This is a genomic window from Mariniflexile sp., from assembly GCF_041583155.1.
Lineage (GTDB): Bacteria > Bacteroidota > Bacteroidia > Flavobacteriales > Flavobacteriaceae > Mariniflexile.
The window spans coordinates 1-16,718 of record NZ_JBFHGK010000065.1 but is presented as its reverse complement, the minus strand read 5'-3'; the positions used below and the strand labels follow the sequence as shown (position 1 = coordinate 16,718).

General features: G+C 32.2%; 10 protein-coding genes. 3 read left to right on the top strand and 7 right to left on the bottom strand.

The features are described 5' to 3' along the window. Nucleotides 1-214 precede the first annotated feature (214 nt). The 5 genes from ABYI63_RS15995 to ABYI63_RS15975 all read right to left on the bottom strand — a co-directional run bounded on the left by ABYI63_RS15995 (nucleotide 215) and on the right by ABYI63_RS15975 (nucleotide 9,537). Nucleotides 215-2,194 (bottom strand): putative porin, encoded by a 1,980-nt coding sequence (locus ABYI63_RS15995; RefSeq protein ID WP_372757790.1) that lies wholly within the window; start codon nucleotides 2,192-2,194, stop codon nucleotides 215-217. 185 nt (nucleotides 2,195-2,379) lie between these two features. After that, complete coding sequence (locus ABYI63_RS15990; protein WP_372757788.1) at nucleotides 2,380-3,786, bottom strand: DUF4302 domain-containing protein; 1,407 nt, start codon at nucleotides 3,784-3,786, stop codon at nucleotides 2,380-2,382. A 7-nt stretch (nucleotides 3,787-3,793) separates the two neighbouring features. Next, on the bottom strand, nucleotides 3,794-4,648 hold the full coding sequence (locus ABYI63_RS15985) for a substrate import-associated zinc metallohydrolase lipoprotein (RefSeq protein ID WP_372757786.1): 855 nt from the start codon (nucleotides 4,646-4,648) through the stop codon (nucleotides 3,794-3,796). 18 nt (nucleotides 4,649-4,666) lie between these two features. Further along, nucleotides 4,667-6,157, bottom strand: coding sequence for a RagB/SusD family nutrient uptake outer membrane protein (locus ABYI63_RS15980; protein ID WP_372757784.1), 1,491 nt, complete (start codon nucleotides 6,155-6,157; stop codon nucleotides 4,667-4,669). Between the two features lie 11 nt (nucleotides 6,158-6,168). Then, nucleotides 6,169-9,537 (bottom strand): SusC/RagA family TonB-linked outer membrane protein, encoded by a 3,369-nt coding sequence (locus ABYI63_RS15975; protein ID WP_372757783.1) that lies wholly within the window; start codon nucleotides 9,535-9,537, stop codon nucleotides 6,169-6,171. A gap of 259 nt (nucleotides 9,538-9,796) precedes the next feature. Between ABYI63_RS15975 and ABYI63_RS15970 the strand changes: the two genes are divergently transcribed. From ABYI63_RS15970 to ABYI63_RS15960, 3 genes are all read left to right on the top strand, one after another. Then, nucleotides 9,797-10,396 (top strand): ribonuclease HII, encoded by a 600-nt coding sequence (locus ABYI63_RS15970; protein WP_372757782.1) that lies wholly within the window; start codon nucleotides 9,797-9,799, stop codon nucleotides 10,394-10,396. A 183-nt stretch (nucleotides 10,397-10,579) separates the two neighbouring features. Continuing rightward, entirely contained in the window at nucleotides 10,580-13,015 is a 2,436-nt protein-coding gene (locus tag ABYI63_RS15965) for a ribonuclease HII (protein ID WP_372757781.1), read from the top strand. A gap of 70 nt (nucleotides 13,016-13,085) precedes the next feature. Beyond that, the gene (locus ABYI63_RS15960) at nucleotides 13,086-14,135 is read left to right on the top strand and encodes a nucleoid-associated protein (RefSeq protein WP_372757780.1); all 1,050 of its coding nucleotides are present in this window, start codon (nucleotides 13,086-13,088) and stop codon (nucleotides 14,133-14,135) included. A 94-nt stretch (nucleotides 14,136-14,229) separates the two neighbouring features. On the opposite strand, the gene ABYI63_RS15955 is transcribed toward ABYI63_RS15960, so the two are convergent. Beyond that, a complete protein-coding gene (locus tag ABYI63_RS15955; protein WP_372757778.1) occupies nucleotides 14,230-15,714 on the bottom strand; it encodes a sulfatase-like hydrolase/transferase in 1,485 nt (494 codons plus the stop codon). A gap of 14 nt (nucleotides 15,715-15,728) precedes the next feature. After that, nucleotides 15,729-16,532 (bottom strand): SGNH/GDSL hydrolase family protein, encoded by an 804-nt coding sequence (locus tag ABYI63_RS15950; RefSeq protein ID WP_372757777.1) that lies wholly within the window; start codon nucleotides 16,530-16,532, stop codon nucleotides 15,729-15,731. Nucleotides 16,533-16,718: the final 186 nt, after the last annotated feature.

The following is a 16,718-nucleotide window of genomic DNA, read 5'->3' as shown; positions in this document are numbered from 1 at the left end:
TTTTGATCTTCTTTTAAGACCTTACCTTCCTGGAAGCATCCTATTGCAGGACCACTTCTTAACCTACGCCTTTTATATTGTATGCCTTGCTTATTTTTATTGATATACAACAGCCAAATCAAAATGGAATACGCAAGGTGCCTTCTAAAACTTAAACTTATTCTTAAATTGGATAACAAGAAAATTTAAAATACTGTGGGAAGGTGTAAATTATTTATAGAAAGAAATTCCAAACCAATCCAAAACGTACCGTAAAATCGCGATACGGATAATTTGGTGCTGAATAAAAATTATAGCCTGTGAAAGATGAATTAAAATGTTCTGCTTTAAAATAAATTCTGGTTTGACGGATTTTGGCGTTTACGAAAAAGTCTAATCGCGGAAATGCTCCGTATTCTTTTTCGGTTTGTACGTAAAATTCTGCTAATAAAGGGTTGTAGGCATCCATGTAATACTTTGTAAAATAATTAAAAGTCACCCCTGTTTGCAAGAACATCGCCTTTTTGAATAAGTGATTTGAATAGTACAGCGTATTACGAGTAGTAAAATCTGGTACATTTAACACATTATTATTGTCTTGTGTATTTTGATACAGAATGGTATTATTTAACGCGAACTTTCCTAGTTTTAATTCATTCTCTAATTTTACTCTTAAATATGTTATGGTACTATTATTCTGAAATGGTTCGACTTGAAGTGTGGTTTCGTCCTTTTTAAAATATACGTAATCGGTTATTGTGTTAAGATCTACTGTAATGTTTGCTAAACTTTTATATTTTAATTGAAAGGCAAGTTGCTGCGTTTCCGTATTATTGAAATTATTTTGCCAAATATAATTTTCGTAATTACTCTGATATAAAAGTGCGTTGAAGTTTGGTGATTTTGAACTGTGGTTTAAGGTTGCAGACCCTGCTATCTCGTCATTTAGTTTAAAACTAGCGGTTGCCTTAAGAAAATTTCCTGATAGATTTCCTGTTAAATTGACACCAAAATCACCATCTAACTGAAAACCTCTATATTGCTTTAAATATTTACCCCCAGCAGCAAACACATTTCCTTTTAATCTGTTGGTTATTGTATTTCCATTTAACACGGCTACTTTATCATAACCATAATTATAATTACTATTACTTACATTAAACTGTAAGTTTCCAATAATGTTGTTGCTATAATTTAATTGGAATTGATTATAAAAATATTCTAAAGAAGAACGATCTTTTAAACCAGTGCTGGCATTAGACTGTCCGAAATAACTATCGCTAGATGTTTGATCGAACTGATAATATTTATCTTCAAAAGACATAATGTGCCCAATACTAAGTTTGTTTTTAGAAAGCGAATCTGTTTTTGAAATTAAATAATAATTGTGATCTAAATAAAATCGCTTTGATTTTAATAGGTTTTCAGCATTTTCAAAATTTACTGTAAAAATAGAACGGTCCAAAAACTCTGGATCACCCGTTTCGAAATACTGAACATTATCATCTTGTAATCCACCATTTTCTTGGTTAAGCAAATCTTGAGTTACAATATGCGTTTTCATGAAATAGCGCTCATTTTTTGCCTGGTAGTTGGTAGTAAACCTAAAATTACCACTACTTGCCAATATATGTTGGTATTTACCTAAGGAACGCAAACCTTTATATGCTATCGAAAAGTTAAATTGTGGTGATGTGTTTATTGTAAAAAAAGCGTCCGTTGTCTGCCCCTGCTCGAAGGCTGTTTTGAAAAACAACTCAGTTAACGGTGTTGGTACTCGGTAATAATTAACATCGTCCACTTCCCAAAAAAAGTAATGTTTTGCTCGTGCTCCTATACCAGGCATTAAACTGGTGTTTTGAAAATTGTGCGTAAGACTATTATAAGTCTGCCCCATATTTGAAAATGGGATTAACCCAAACTCGTCTTTTCGTAGATAATTAAATTTGTACTCTTTTTTTATAGAAAGCGTGGTATCAACGTATGTGGTATCATTTTCGGAAGATATTATTAAATATTCAGAAATTTTAGGAAGTGGTTTTTCGGAAGAATCTTTGGCTTGTGTGATGCCCAACTCCCTACCTAAACGATTTGGTTTTTCTGGTTTTCCTTGAGACAAGAGCAGGTTACACTGTGCTATAAAGAACACTATTACGACTAAGGTTTTATTTAAATAAAAAATATTGGTCATTTTAAATCCTGAATGTAAAGTCATAATAATTTGTTTCGATACTAAGTTAAGTGATTATAAACGCTTAATCATTTTATAACGCTGCAAATGTAAATACAAAATATGATAACGCTGTATATTGAAAAAATTATTTATTTCGAGGAATAAAAAAACCTCTAAATTCAAGTATGCTGAATTTAGAGGTTTTAGTAAATAAGTTAAACTACTTTCTAATTAAACCATAACCCATATAAACGCAAGTTTGGTTGAGATGCGCTAGTAAATGTTGATGATAAATTAGAATAACTAAAAAGGCTTGAAGAAAAAGAACCTTGATCGGTAAAATACATACCATCTGGACTTAAAAAGAACTGCAATAACGGTGTTACAGCATTTAGGAAATATGAACCATTGCCATTTGCAGCGCCTACATAAGTATAATAAACTTTATTATTTTCAATAGTCTGTCTAAAGTTATATCCTGCATAATAAGTAGCAGTAGAAGTAGGACCAGAACTATAAACCATAACATACAAAGTTACATATCCTGTTGTAGCATTAGGCACTACATAAAATTCTATACCACTATAACTCCAATAAGCATTTGCGTTAGCACTTATTCCTTTAATATTTTGGTTTACTGTTGAAATAAGCGCATCAAACCCTGGAGAAGTTAAGCTATTTACACCAAACGATAAACGTGAACCAAAAACTTGATGACCAGTTTTTCCAAGACCATTAACATCATCTGTTAAAAACACAGGAGTATTACTGAATAAAATAGTTGCAGTAGTTCCATTTACGGTTGACACATAACTATTTGTAGGATAATCAAACACAAAATCTTCATATGTTTCTCCTTCAAAAGTTATTGCTGGGTTTATGGTTAATCCTGTATCCGAAAATGCTACACCAAAATTAAGTTCGGAAACCTCCCCTGTATCATTTTGGGTTCTAGGGGTTGCGTACAATCTTAAAGAGTCGTAATTTAAATTATAATTTTGGATGCCATTCTCATTTTCAAATCTTAAAACCTGAAACACAGAAGTTTGCGCTGTTGGCAAAAGATTATCACGTTGTGCAAGTGATTCCTTTGCTTTGGCTACACTTTCTGTTTCAAAGTCACTAAATCCTGTAGGCTCTAAAATAAAACTTGCAGTACTACTGTTTCTTACATCTTTGAAAGTTAAAGTACCATTTTCATTCTTAAAAAATTGAAAAACTGATGTTCCTTTAAATCCTGCCCCTCGTAAACCTCCATATTCTGGATCACTTACTTTTTGAATATGATTTCTTGTTGTGAAGACAAGCTCTGTTGCTGTTCCTAACCTAACATCATAAGAAGATGTAAATAAATCTGTTTCAGAATCAAAATCGGAAGTCATAGTAACAGTACCATCAGCATTGAATTTCATATAGAATGTAAAACCTCCAAACTCATCGTTCTTTGTGAAATACACCCCTTTATAACCATTTTGCTGTTCAACTAATAAATTTACTAATTCACTAGTGCTTTGTGAAATTCGTTCTGCCGGAGATTCCGAAAAAAGCAAATTGTCATCATCATTATTACAAGAAAATAAAGTTATAAACATCAGGCTAATTAGCCAATAACTTGTGTTGCGAATATTTTTCATAGCTTTTTTAATTTACGAGTTGTTGAGTTGCTGCTTCTATCAATGCTTGAAGTTCATAAATATCTATTCCAAAATTATCAAGATAATATTTTACAACGAAAGCTTCTTTTTGTCTGATGTAACTTCTAGCAGTAGCACTTGAAATGCCATTAACTATAGCGTCAAAAGATTCTTTAGAATTCGTTAACATTTCTGAAACCATTTCTACAAAATCTTCACTTTCTTGACTTGATCCATAAGCTGTTATGTAACCTAATTCTCTAGCTTGTGCATCTGTTCTGTTAAACCATTGTGCTGTATAATCAGCAGGGTTAATTTGACCATACATGATATCAATTGGATAGTTTTGATTTAAAATATGACCATATTCATGTTGCACTGTTTTTAATGGCTCTTTTATACTATTAATATCTGAAAAATCTAGGTAATCAATATTGAACAAAGTAATCTTTGCTCCAGCTTCAGCCACACCTAAAGTTATGGTTGGACTGTTAGGGTTGTAATTAAAACTTCCAGCAAATGTAAATTGTCTAGGAGCAATTTTTTTTATAAAATCTGGACCACCTACTGTTGTGTACGGTTCTATCCAAGCTTTAATAAGCGCATTGGCAACTGGCTCTACACTAGACTCATAAGGCGGATGTAAATATCTGTCAATATCAGTTTCATTGATATTCCATTTATATTGCACTTCAATGTTATAAGGTGCAACAAAATTTTCCCTTAAATAAATATCTAATTCATTTAATATTGGGGTTGTTGTATCTATTTGACTTTCGCCAACTCGATCCTCATTATTGCTACAAGTCCACATTGTGGCAAATGCAACATAAGTTAGAATTATATATATATGCTTTTTCATAATTTGTAAAAATTAAATTTATCTAGGGTTTTGAGTAATACCAAAAGATCTTGCTGCTTCAGGAATTTGCAATTGTCTTCTAAGATCATCTTTTGGTAAATTATAAATATTTCCAAAAATATCACGGTGCTCAACAGCCATATTAAGTCTCTTAATATCAAACCAACGCATTCCTTCATTATAAAATATGGTTCTTTTAATATTTAAAATGGCATTTATAAATGGTAAGCTTTCCGTAGGAATCGTGTAAAATGGCGTATACAATGTGTTATCCGTTACAGGAAAACGGCTTTGTACATTTTCAATAGTTAACTTATCAGTAGCTGCGCTATAACTTCTCGTTTTTACTGAGTAAGAGGTATTAATGTCATCCGTTGCATTTTGTAATTGTCCTAACATAGCGTAAGCTTCAGCTCTGTTTAAAATGGCTTCATCTGTAGTAAAAAGTACAAAAGTCACATAAGCAAAACCAGTACCTGCCGCTTGATTAGTTACTTTAAAATATTCAGAAAATTTAGGTACGTTATAGTACAAATCATTAGAACCATAAACTGCATAAGACCATTGTTTATTTGTACCATTATAGGTTGGAAATATCTCATTCTTTTTGGTTGTATTTAACTGATATCTTGCAGTATAATGAAATCTTGCAAATGTAGAAGGGGCCGACACCAATAGTAAGTTAGCTGGCTCTACAGTTGATGAAATATATCTACTTGATTGTTCAGAATAAGTACTTGTTCTATAAAAGGCTTCCCACCCTCTTAGAACTTCTGCACCGCCTCCACTAAGAGCCAATGTACTGTGTGTTATTACTTTTTCCCACTCTCCTACAGAAAGGTAAAAACGAGATGCAAATGCATTGGCAGCTGCTTTAGTAAAATGATAAGCTTTAACTCCATAGTCATCTGAAATTAATGGCAAACCTTCTTCTAAATCTTTTTCGATATTAGCATATACTTCTGCTACCGTTCCTCTTTGGTAATCACCTAAAAGTACTGTTTCAGGTTCTAACACGTAAGGTATTCCTAAATCTGTATCGGCTGTAGCAGGATTGTATTCTTTTGAAAAAATAGTTACCAACATAAAGTGAGCATAAGCACGACAAATTAGTGCCTCTCCTTTTAGTGCATTAAATTCAGCACCACCTCCTAATTCTTCAATAGACAATAAGGCTTGATTTGCTTGTGATATGGCCTTATAAGCTCTGTTCCAGTAATTTGTAGGGGTATCGTTATCAGTATCATTTAGATCCTTCCAAAAAAACATTTCTTCATTAATCCTAACTTCAGCAGCACTGGCACTTTTATCTCCAGCGTTATCTGACATAGGTTCTAAAAAAGGGGCATATGCGCCTTCTGGGTAAGCTGCCACTAATAGTTCTGCAATTTTTTCTGCCGAATCTATGGTTGTTCTGTTGTCTGGTGTTTCATCCAAAATATCATTACATGAAACTACTGATAGAAAAAGAACACCTATCGATATAATATTAAATTTTATATTTTTCATAGTTATTTTTTTTAAAATCCAAGGTTTAACGAAAAAGTAAATAATCGAGATATAGGATATGCTACACCACCAGATCTGAAAAATTCTGGATCTTGACCTCCTAATTTAGAATCTGAGTATATTAAAAATGGATTTGTTGATTGCATACTTAATCTAAAAGTTGACAGACCAAGTTTTTCAATTGTATTCTTATCAAATGAGTATCCAAGTGAAATATTTTTCATTCTAACAAAACCACCATCAGCCACACGTTCTGTTGAATAATTATAAGCATTGTATAGTCTTGCTAAGTTACTTTCTCCAAATGATTGAAGTAAACTTTGAGATGCAATAACAGGTACGTTTGTAATATTTTCATCACCTGGATTAATCCATCTGTTTACAAATTCTCTAGGAAATACATCTAAATCGTTGTATACCGATGCAAAAGACGGATCTAATCTTACTTTATTTCCAGCCGAGAACGATATGAAAAAGCTTAAATCCCAATTTTTATATTTGAAATTATTAGATAAACCACCAGAGATATTTGGCTCTGTTCCTCCTTCATACTGTAAATATTCCAATACATTGTCAGTATCTTGGAAATCTATTAGGTCGTATGGATTTGCTGGATCGAAATCTGGATGATCTGTTAAGAATTGTGGTAACCCAAACTCATTAAGTCCTTGAAATTTATAAGAGAATAAAGATCCTCTTGGGAAACCAATAGCGTTTCCGTTACCTGTACCAACTACTAAATCAAAAACATTAGATTCTTGTTTTAATGAAGTTATTTCCTGATTGAAGTGAGAAACATTAAAACTAGATTTCCAACTAAAGTTATCTGTTTTTAGGTTGGTTGTTGTTAATTGAAACTCAATACCATTTGTAGTCATTTCAGAGTTATTTCCAAGCTTTAAAGACTCACCTCCAATACCTGTTGTTCTAATAAGGTCAATTAAATCCTTACCTTTTCTGAAATAAACATCAAAGTTCATTAATATGTTATTATTAAGGAATCCTATATCCATACCTAAGTTTAACTCAAGAGTTTTTTCCCAAGTCAACTCACTATTTTGTAAATCCTCAATATTAATATAATTTTCACGGTCATCTGAAAACAACCTGTCTGTTACTTGGTTTCTGAATACCGCTAAGTTATTGGTTGCATTATCTGCTAAAAGCGCTACTAAACCGTAACTCGGTCTGAATGCCAAGCTTGAAACAACATTTGAATTTCTAATGAAATCTTCCTTATCTGCATTCCATTTACCACCAATAGTATAAGTTGGTAACCATCTAGATTGTGATGATTTTCCAGCTCTATTAGATCCTTCGTAATTACCAGTAATGTTTAAAACATATTTTTTATCAAAATCATAAGTTACGTTTGCAAAAAAGGATACTTCACGTTGTCTGGTTTCCGAAGCAGAAAAATAATCATTTCCTTCTAAAATAACTTTCTTAAGCATATCTGGATCTGTGAATACAATACCACCTCTATCAAATTGATATCCGTATCCTGTGTATGAACTTGCACTTCTGTCGGTATATCTGTATTCTTGACCTCCATAAACTCTTAAGCCATGAACATCATCCATAAACCTTTTATTGAAATCTAATGTATTTCTTAAAGTATATGTTACTAATGAATTTTTTGAAGTAGTTAAAATTCCTCCAACAGGCAATACTACTTTTGGTCTTGAATTTGGTTCATCTGGGTCGGTAAACAAAAATGTATTTGAATCTTGTACAATTGTTGTTTCATCTGCGCGGTACGCACCTACAACATTTGAACTTTCTGTTATCGCTTGTTCATTATTAGATGTAGCATATCTTGCAGAACCTAAGAAATTATAAGTTAAATTATCATTTAATTTATATTCTGATTGAATCTGAAATTTGATATCAGATACGTTTAATTCAAGCGTATTATTCTCAATTTCATTTAAGATATTGAAAGGCGCCCAGTTATAACGAGAATATTCCAATTCACCATTATTATCATAAGGTCTTAATGCTCTACTTGTATTTAAAGCATAACTAAATGGGTTAATATCAAAATCTCTTGAAAAAGAACCACTTACAACATCTTCCTGTCTTGAAAAAGTACCAGGTGCTAATTGATTTCTTATAGACCCTTGCAATTGTGTAGTAATTGTTAAGTCGTCATCCAATAAATAATAAGTATTTCTTAAATTACTGGTAATTCTTCTAACTCTATCTGCAACTGTCCAACCAGCATCTGTATAATAACCAATAGAAGCATAAGACGTCGATTTTTCGCCACCACCTGAAAAACTCAATGTGTGTGTTTGTGTTGGTGCTGCACTAAACAAAACTTTAAACCAGTCTGTATTGGCAGTTTCATATTGCTGTAAAAATGCCGCTTTGGCTTCTGGAGTGTTTACAAGTTGAAATTCGCCTGTTGTTTCATTATAATTATTAATGGCTCTGTACATAATATTATATATGCCACCATAACGACCTTGAAAAGAAGACGGTAAGTTTAAAAATCCTTTAGTTTCCATTTCTCTATAAATAGAAACAGTTTCTTGTGAATTTAACAAATCATAATTTGAGTACCTAGGTAAATCTCTTACAGCATATTCTGCACTGTAATTAAAGGTCGGTTTTTGATTCTTTTTACCTGTTTTAGTAGTAATTACAACCACACCGTTTAGTGCTCTTGCTCCGTATAAAGCTGTTGCAGAAGCATCTTTCAAAATTTCAAAGCTTTCAACATCTGAAGCATTTAAACCTGCCACAGCAGAACTTAATAGTGTATTGGCATCTCCAGAAACTAAATCTGTTAGAGATAAACTAACAATTTCTTCTTGAATAACACCATCAATAATCCAAATTGGCTTAGTATCACCTAAAATAGATGACGAACCTCTAATGGTAATTCTAGGCGCAGCACCAAACGTTCCTGTAACGTTTTGTACGCTTACCCCTGCTGCTCTACCCTCTAGAGCTCGTGATATATCTGCTTCACCATCAAGCTTAATATCGGCTGCTTTAATGGTTTGAGATGCTCCTGTAAATAATTCTCTTTTCACATTTTGATAACCTGTAATTACAACAGTATCTAAATCTTCAAGATCTTCTTTTAAAACTACATTCACCGTAGTTTTAGTACCAACCGTAATAAGTTGGGTTTTCATTCCGATAAATGTAATCTTTAAAACGTCCGTTGGTTTTGCAGATATTGAATAGTTTCCATCAAAATCTGATACCACACCACGGTTAGAGCCTTCTATAATAATAGTTACTCCTTCCAATGGGATGCCGTACGAGTCAGTAATTTTACCAGTGATTGATTTTCCTTGAGCGTAAGACAAGTGAATACTTAACACTAGAAAAAACGTTAATAAATACGTAAATTTTATTTTCATAAAAAATAATTGTTTGAATTAGTCAGCGGCAAACTTCTTAATATTATCTTAAAGAAACAAGCAAAAATTGCAAATTAATAAGTTAAAATTTAACGATTTGTTGATTTTCAGTAAATAAAAATTACGATTTTGGCAATTCCAATAAAAAAGATTTAATAAATTTTGAAAAAGCCTGAATATTCACTAATTCCAAAACTAACCTACTGAACCCCTTACGGTTGTTATAAAAATCATAAATTTGTAATTATTTAAAACACAAATGCTCCTAAAAAATCATTCAGGTATTATATTAGAATGCGGTACAGATGAAGCCGGCCGAGGCTGTTTAGCTGGTCCGGTTACAGCCGCAGCCGTTATTCTTTCTCCAAAGTTTAAAAATTCGCTACTAAACGATTCCAAAAAATTAAGTGAGCCTAAAAGAGATTTACTAAAACCTATTATAGAGTTACAAGCTTTAACTTTTGGAGTTTCGCACGTTTATCAAGAAGAAATTGATCAAATAAACATATTGAATGCTTCTATTTTGGCAATGCAACAATCTATAAGTCAATTAAGCCCTCAGCCTGAATTTATTATAGTTGATGGTAATAGATTTAAACCCTATAATGATATCCCCTTTGAAACCATAATAAAAGGTGACGGCAAATATTTAAGCATTGCTGCTGCATCGGTGTTAGCAAAAACGTATCGCGATGCCTACATGAACACCATTCATGAAGAATTCCCAATGTACAATTGGAAGCAAAATAAAGGTTACCCCACAGCAGAACACCGCGAAGCCATTCGAAAATATGGTGTAACTAAATACCACCGAAAATCATTTAGATTAATCCCAGAACAATTAAAGTTGGAAGTTTAGGGTTATTAATTGAAAAAAGTAGTATAGATTACATTGTTTTTACAAACTATAAATTGAAAAATATGTAGGTTTGTATAATTTAATTCGTATTAATGAAATTCGTTATATAAAACTTCTAAACACAACCCAAGATATTTATTAGCGAATTGCATCTGACCACCTTAAAACAATAAATTTAAACAAATGAAATTTCTTTATTTAGCCCTTTTAGCTCTTGTGGTTTTTAGTTGTTCTAATAAGGTTACTACGCGTACAAATCTCATAGATTTTGTTCCAGAGAACGCTTCTATTATTATAAAAACATCCAATTTAGAGGAATTAAAAAGTAGTATTAAAAACAGTGACTTTCTTAGTAAATTCTCAAAAACTGCTGCCTATAAAAATTTAGAATCAAAACTTGAAAATTTAAAACTTTTTAAACCAAATGGCGAAATGCTTATTTGTTTTTCAAATGATGGTAACGACAGTTTACAATATTCCATCATTACCAAATACACGCCACATTTATTCAAAAGAGATTCCATTAAAAATTACATTGAAGAAACACTAACTTACAAAAATGAAAGTCTTACAAAATCTACCTTCAATGATTACACGTTTTACAGCACTGTTGTAGATAGCACTTTTTTTGCAACTTCATCTAGATCTATAATAGACGGTATTTTTGCTAACCCAAACATGAATGAAGAGTTAGTTAAAATTTACAATTCAACGAGCGATGATAAAACATTTTCAATTATTATTAATGCCAATTCTCCTTTTATAAAGTCATTTTTTATAGAAGATGCCCTGAGCCTAAAAGCTTTAACAAGCTACATGGCTATTGATGTTGATGTTAACCAAAACGGCATTTATATTAATGGTATCACAAAGGCCACAGATACTACAAAAATTCTCAACAATATATTTAAAGGCACCATTCCGCAAGAAAATCAAATACAAAACGTAACACCAAATAGTAGCGATGGCTTTATGAGTTTTACTTTTAAAAGTTTTAAAACTATTGATGCTAATCTAAAAGCCTTTAATAAAAAAAATAAGCAAACAAATAGTTCTCCAATATTTGACAACATCACTGAAGTTGGGGTAATTTATGAAGGTGAAAACCGAGCTATTGCTCTTAATTCTATAGATGTTATTGCTACCGAAGACGCTCTCATTAGCGAACAAACTATTAAAGAAACTTACAGAGGTATTGAAATTTATAGCTTTAGCGAACCTAGCTTATTTGCTAATACATTCTCCCCATTAGTAAAAAAAGAGACATTTGATTCCTATTGCGTTTTAGACAACTTTTTTGTGTTTTCTGAAAATGTAAGTTTGCTTCAAACCATCATCGCTAATTACCAAAACAAAACAACATATAATGAGCTTGATACCTTTGTGAAAATAAAGGAGCAACTGAGTAATGCTTCTTCCTTATTGTTAGCTATAAATAATCAATCATTGAAAACTATATTAAGTAATCATTTTAAAGATGATTTAGATGACAGCTTCAATAATTACAGCACCTCGGCAATTCAATTTATTTACGATTCTAATTTTGCTCATGTAAATGCTATAATAAATAAGAGTAAAGTTACAGCAGTTCAAAGTTCTGTTTCTCAAGAATTAAACATAAAATTGGGTGATGATATTTTAACCAAACCGCAATTTGTAACCAATCATTTAACCAAAGAAAAAGAAATTATAATTCAAGATGTTAAAAACAATCTGTATCTAATTTCGAATAAAGGCAAAATTCTTTGGAAAAAGCAACTTGAAGGAACTGTTTTAGGTACTATCGAACAAATAGATATTTTTAAAAACGGGAGGTTACAATTGGCCTTTGCAACACCGCACCGCGTTTACGTTATTGACAGAGATGGCAAAGATGTTACACCTTTCCCTGGTAAGTTTAATGATGAAATAACACAACCGCTTTCGGTGTTTGACTATGATAAAAACAAAAATTACCGATTATTTGTAACTCAAGGCAAACATCTTTTGGTTTACGATGTAAACTCTAAATTGGTTAATGGCTTTAACTTTAAATCGGCTAAAGACCCTATAATTAGTCAACCTAAACATTTTAGAATAAGCGGTAAAGATTACATTGTGTTTAAAACAGCAAACACTTTACATATTATAGATAGAGTGGGCAACCCTAGATTAACACCAAAAAGTTCTGTAACCTACTCAAACCAACCAATATTCTTATATAATAATAGGTTTACTACTACTACTACTTCGAGCGGACAGTTGCTTTCTGTAGATACTAGAGGTAATGTTTCAACTCAAAATTTAAATCTTGCCGAGAAACATAGTATTGACGCATCTAGTAAAACCTTGGTAACTCTTAGCGATAACAAACTAACCATAAAAAGTAATACTGTAGAAATGGAATTCGGCACCTATACAAAACCGGAGCTATTCTATATTAACGATAAAATTTATGTTTCCATCACCGATTTACAGACTCAAAAAGTATATCTATATGACAGTTTAGGAAACCTGATTTCTAATTTCCCTTTATATGGAAATTCAGAAATGGCCTTAGATAATATAGATAAAGATCCAGGGTTGGAGTTTGTTACTAAAGGTGATAGCAATTCCATATTACTGTATCGCATAAACTAATTCACCGTTTAATTATTTAATAAAAAATAATCACAAACCCACATTTAACAAAACTTGTTTAAAAAACACCATGATTTCAAGAAAAAACGCCTCCATTTCAAAATTCATCATTCACAAAGTTGGAAATAAATTTAATGACACTAAGAACGCTTTTTCAGAAAAACTAGTTGAGTTTGACGAAGCAAGTTACGACCTTATGCTACCTTTCCTGTTAAGACCTTTCGGAAGCGTGGTTCAAAGTTATAGGTTTAACCATCATGCTAATATTGCATTAAACGAAATTAATAGTTACAGCACACAAATTTTTAATGACGAAGACGCTTTTATAGATGTTTCAAAACACATTGTAACGCATTTATTTGAGCAATCTACTTCTGCCCAAATTAAAACAGGCGACGTATTGGTGGTTATGTTTGAGGGTATTGAATTTAACGAAATCACAACCAATGCCCTAGGCATTTTTAAGATTGAAAGCAAGGTAAACTTCTTTCAAACCTATTTAGAAAATAATAGTTATGATGTTTTGGTACAAAAAGGAATTTCTTCTAAAAAAGTAGATAAAGGCTGTATTATTTTAAATCAAACAGATACTGAAGGCAATATTATATTAAGTGTAGACAATAACAGTTACGATGCTCAATATTGGTTAAATCAGTTTTTAAACATTAAATATGCTGATGATGCCAACAACCACACACAACAATATATAGAACTGTGTAAAGATTTTTCAACAGAGATTATTAAAACTACCTACGGAGCACAGGAACAAAATACGTTTTTAGCAAAAACCATCGATTTTTTTAAAGAAAATGAAGTTGTAAATATTGAACGTTTTAAAGACGAACTTTTTGAAGAAGACAAACATAAAAACTTATTTGAAGATTATAAAAAAACATTCCAAGAAGAAAAAAACGTAATCATTAGAAACCAGTTTGATGTCGCCGAAAGTGTTGTAAACAAAGAAAAGAAAAAGTTTAAAACCGATATTAAGCTAGATACCAACATACAAATAAAACTAGATATTGATGCCCCCGATGCATCCACTGAATATATGGAACGTGGTTATGATGAAGACAAAAAAATGCATTTTTATAAGGTGTATTTTAATGTGGAAAATTAAAACCTCTTTTATAGTTTAAAAAGAGACAAACACAACACACAAAAAAGCACTGTGTCTAAAATAAGATACAGTGCTTTTTTGTAAGTAAGTCTTTTTAATCTATCTCTGGCTGATTCCATAACCTATATGGATCATCATGAGTAACCATTTGTTCCAATAACAAGGCTTCCATTTCTGCTAATTTATGGGCATACTTAGGGTTATTAGCCAAATTAGTTTGCATATCTCCTTTTTTATTGTGCTCTGGCAAATATTCATTTGGATTTTTGGCTAAATTAAAAAGCTGTGTTTCTCTCAATTGGCCATCCATAACATCATATTTTATTAATTTCCAATCCCCTTTTTTTACAGTTCGCATACCAGGTTTAGTCCCTCCTGCATAAACTCCATACATAACATCCCTTATAGTTTCTTGCTTCCCTTTTAAAACCGGCACTAAACTTTTACCCTCAACCGTTTTTGGAATTTCAATACCTGCCAAATCACATACGGTAGGTAACAGGTCCAACAAATACATGCTTCCTTTTACTCGTTTTCCAGCTTCAATACCAGGACCTTTTATAATAAAAGGCACACGCCATGTATGTTCATAAAGATTTTGTTTGCCTTGCAAACCATGTCTTCCTATAGCCATACCATGATCTGCGGTATAGATAATGTATGTGTTATCTAATTCACCCATAGCTTCCAACTTTTTAAGGACCTTAGCTAATTGTGTATCAATATTTTCAGAACACGCAAACTCTCTTCCCAATTCATTTCTTATGGTATTCTCATCTCTGTTTTTCCATACACCACTTACGCGCACTTCATCTCTAAGATCTGGATGCCCATGAAAAAACGGGTGTTTTGAAAGGTAATTTTCAGGAAGCTGGGGTTGCTTCGCATTTAATTCTGGCAGTTTATTTTTGTCTTTATGATTTACTGCACCATATTTTTCTAATAATTCTGGCGTGCCATCACGTGTATCATGCGGATGCGAGAACCCAAAATATATAAAAAATGGATCTTTTTCCTTTGTTTGTTCTCTTTCCCACAAATAATCCAATACTTGTTTAGCATGCCATGCACTTCCACTTTCCTCTGTTCCTCCTCGTTTTGTAGCATCCCGAACCACAGTAAATTGGCTGTTTGCCTTAGCATACGAGTTACCTTTTTTACATGTGCGCATTGTTTTATATCCAGCTCGATTAAAAACTGCTCCTATAGTTTGATTTTGCAAACTATCTGGTACATTTTCATTGTTGTTTTTATGACCTGAACTTGGTGGTAAATGCCACAAAGTTCGACCAGACATTATCATATGTCTTGATGGCGTACATACACCTCCTATAGCTGCTCCCATCAATCGAGCATCATCTACAACAACTCCTTCGCTAGCCAATTTACTAATGGTAGGAGTTTGTAAAATGGATTTAGCATTATACACTTGTAAATCGAACGGTGATTGATCATCTACTAAAACGAATAAAAAATTAGGCCGCTTTATTTCCTTTACTTCGCTCTTCCTATTTTTACAACTCGTTGTTCCTATTAAAAGTAAACAAAACATCAAAACCTGTGTTGATAAATTTTTCATAAACTAGTTAATTACTATAAACATTCCCTTATTACCTGTGCTACTTTTTCCCCTTGTTGATTAAAACCTAATTCATTATAATGAACATTTCCTGGTCCTTGTACCCATGCTTCAAAATTTGGTTTTGTATAGCCGTACAAATCATTTATTATTATATCAGGATGATTTCCCAACACTTCCATGGCGGCCTTATTGTATTTTACACTATCTCCTTCAAACCGACCCTTTTCCCCTTTAGGAACTGGGGTTGTTGTTGCAAAAATTAATCTTGCCTTGGGAAAATTAATTTTCAAATAAGAACAAATTTTTTCTAAATTATCTTTGTACACACTTATTGAAGACACTTGCTTTCCGTTTTTCTTATCTAAATTCTTTCCTTTAAGGTATTTTAAATCGTGTAATCCCACATTAAAGTGAATGACATCCCATTTAAAATCCCAACCTTCTGCTAAACCAGGTTGAAACATGGTTTTATGCATGGTATCCATATTAGAAATGAAATCATTACTAGAGCCACCATTTTTAAATAAACGAATTACCGTGGCTTTCCCTTCCAATATGTCTCTAACTGCTGAAGAATACGCAATAGAAATGGAGTCTCCATAAATAAACACATTAGGCAAATCTTTTTTAGGATGCACATACTTAAACGCATTCGTTCTATACGAATTACCAATAGTGCCACACAACTTTTCCCAAGTAAATTTACAGAGTGCTTCATTGCACTTATTGTAAGCTCCTTTGGCAAAAACAGCAGGTGCTAGTGTAATACCCAAAGCTCCACAACCAATAATTCTTATAAATTTTTTACGTTCCATTCTTTGGATAATTGATAATTTAACAATAAATATGCATGGATCATATTTAATTACTCCAAACCTTAATTTTATTTTTACCTAATTTTAAATTTTCAAACGGACCAACAAAAGGCGTTTTAGTTGTTCTTTGGTTACCAAAATAATCTTCATTAATGGTTACTGGCGAACCATCTGGGTTTTCAAAAG

Excerpts from the sequence above, each read along its gene's own strand:
- ABYI63_RS15995 (WP_372757790.1), bottom strand. The coding sequence starts at position 2,194 with ATGACTTTACATTCAGGATTTAAAATGACCAATATTTTTTATTTAAAT.
- ABYI63_RS15990 (WP_372757788.1), bottom strand. The coding sequence starts at position 3,786 with ATGAAAAATATTCGCAACACAAGTTATTGGCTAATTAGCCTGATGTTT.
- ABYI63_RS15985 (WP_372757786.1), bottom strand. The coding sequence starts at position 4,648 with ATGAAAAAGCATATATATATAATTCTAACTTATGTTGCATTTGCCACA.
- ABYI63_RS15980 (WP_372757784.1), bottom strand. The coding sequence starts at position 6,157 with ATGAAAAATATAAAATTTAATATTATATCGATAGGTGTTCTTTTTCTA.
- ABYI63_RS15975 (WP_372757783.1), bottom strand. The coding sequence starts at position 9,537 with ATGAAAATAAAATTTACGTATTTATTAACGTTTTTTCTAGTGTTAAGT.
- ABYI63_RS15970 (WP_372757782.1), top strand. The coding sequence starts at position 9,797 with ATGCTCCTAAAAAATCATTCAGGTATTATATTAGAATGCGGTACAGAT.
- ABYI63_RS15965 (WP_372757781.1), top strand. The coding sequence starts at position 10,580 with ATGAAATTTCTTTATTTAGCCCTTTTAGCTCTTGTGGTTTTTAGTTGT.
- ABYI63_RS15960 (WP_372757780.1), top strand. The coding sequence starts at position 13,086 with ATGATTTCAAGAAAAAACGCCTCCATTTCAAAATTCATCATTCACAAA.
- ABYI63_RS15955 (WP_372757778.1), bottom strand. The coding sequence starts at position 15,714 with ATGAAAAATTTATCAACACAGGTTTTGATGTTTTGTTTACTTTTAATA.
- ABYI63_RS15950 (WP_372757777.1), bottom strand. The coding sequence starts at position 16,532 with ATGGAACGTAAAAAATTTATAAGAATTATTGGTTGTGGAGCTTTGGGT.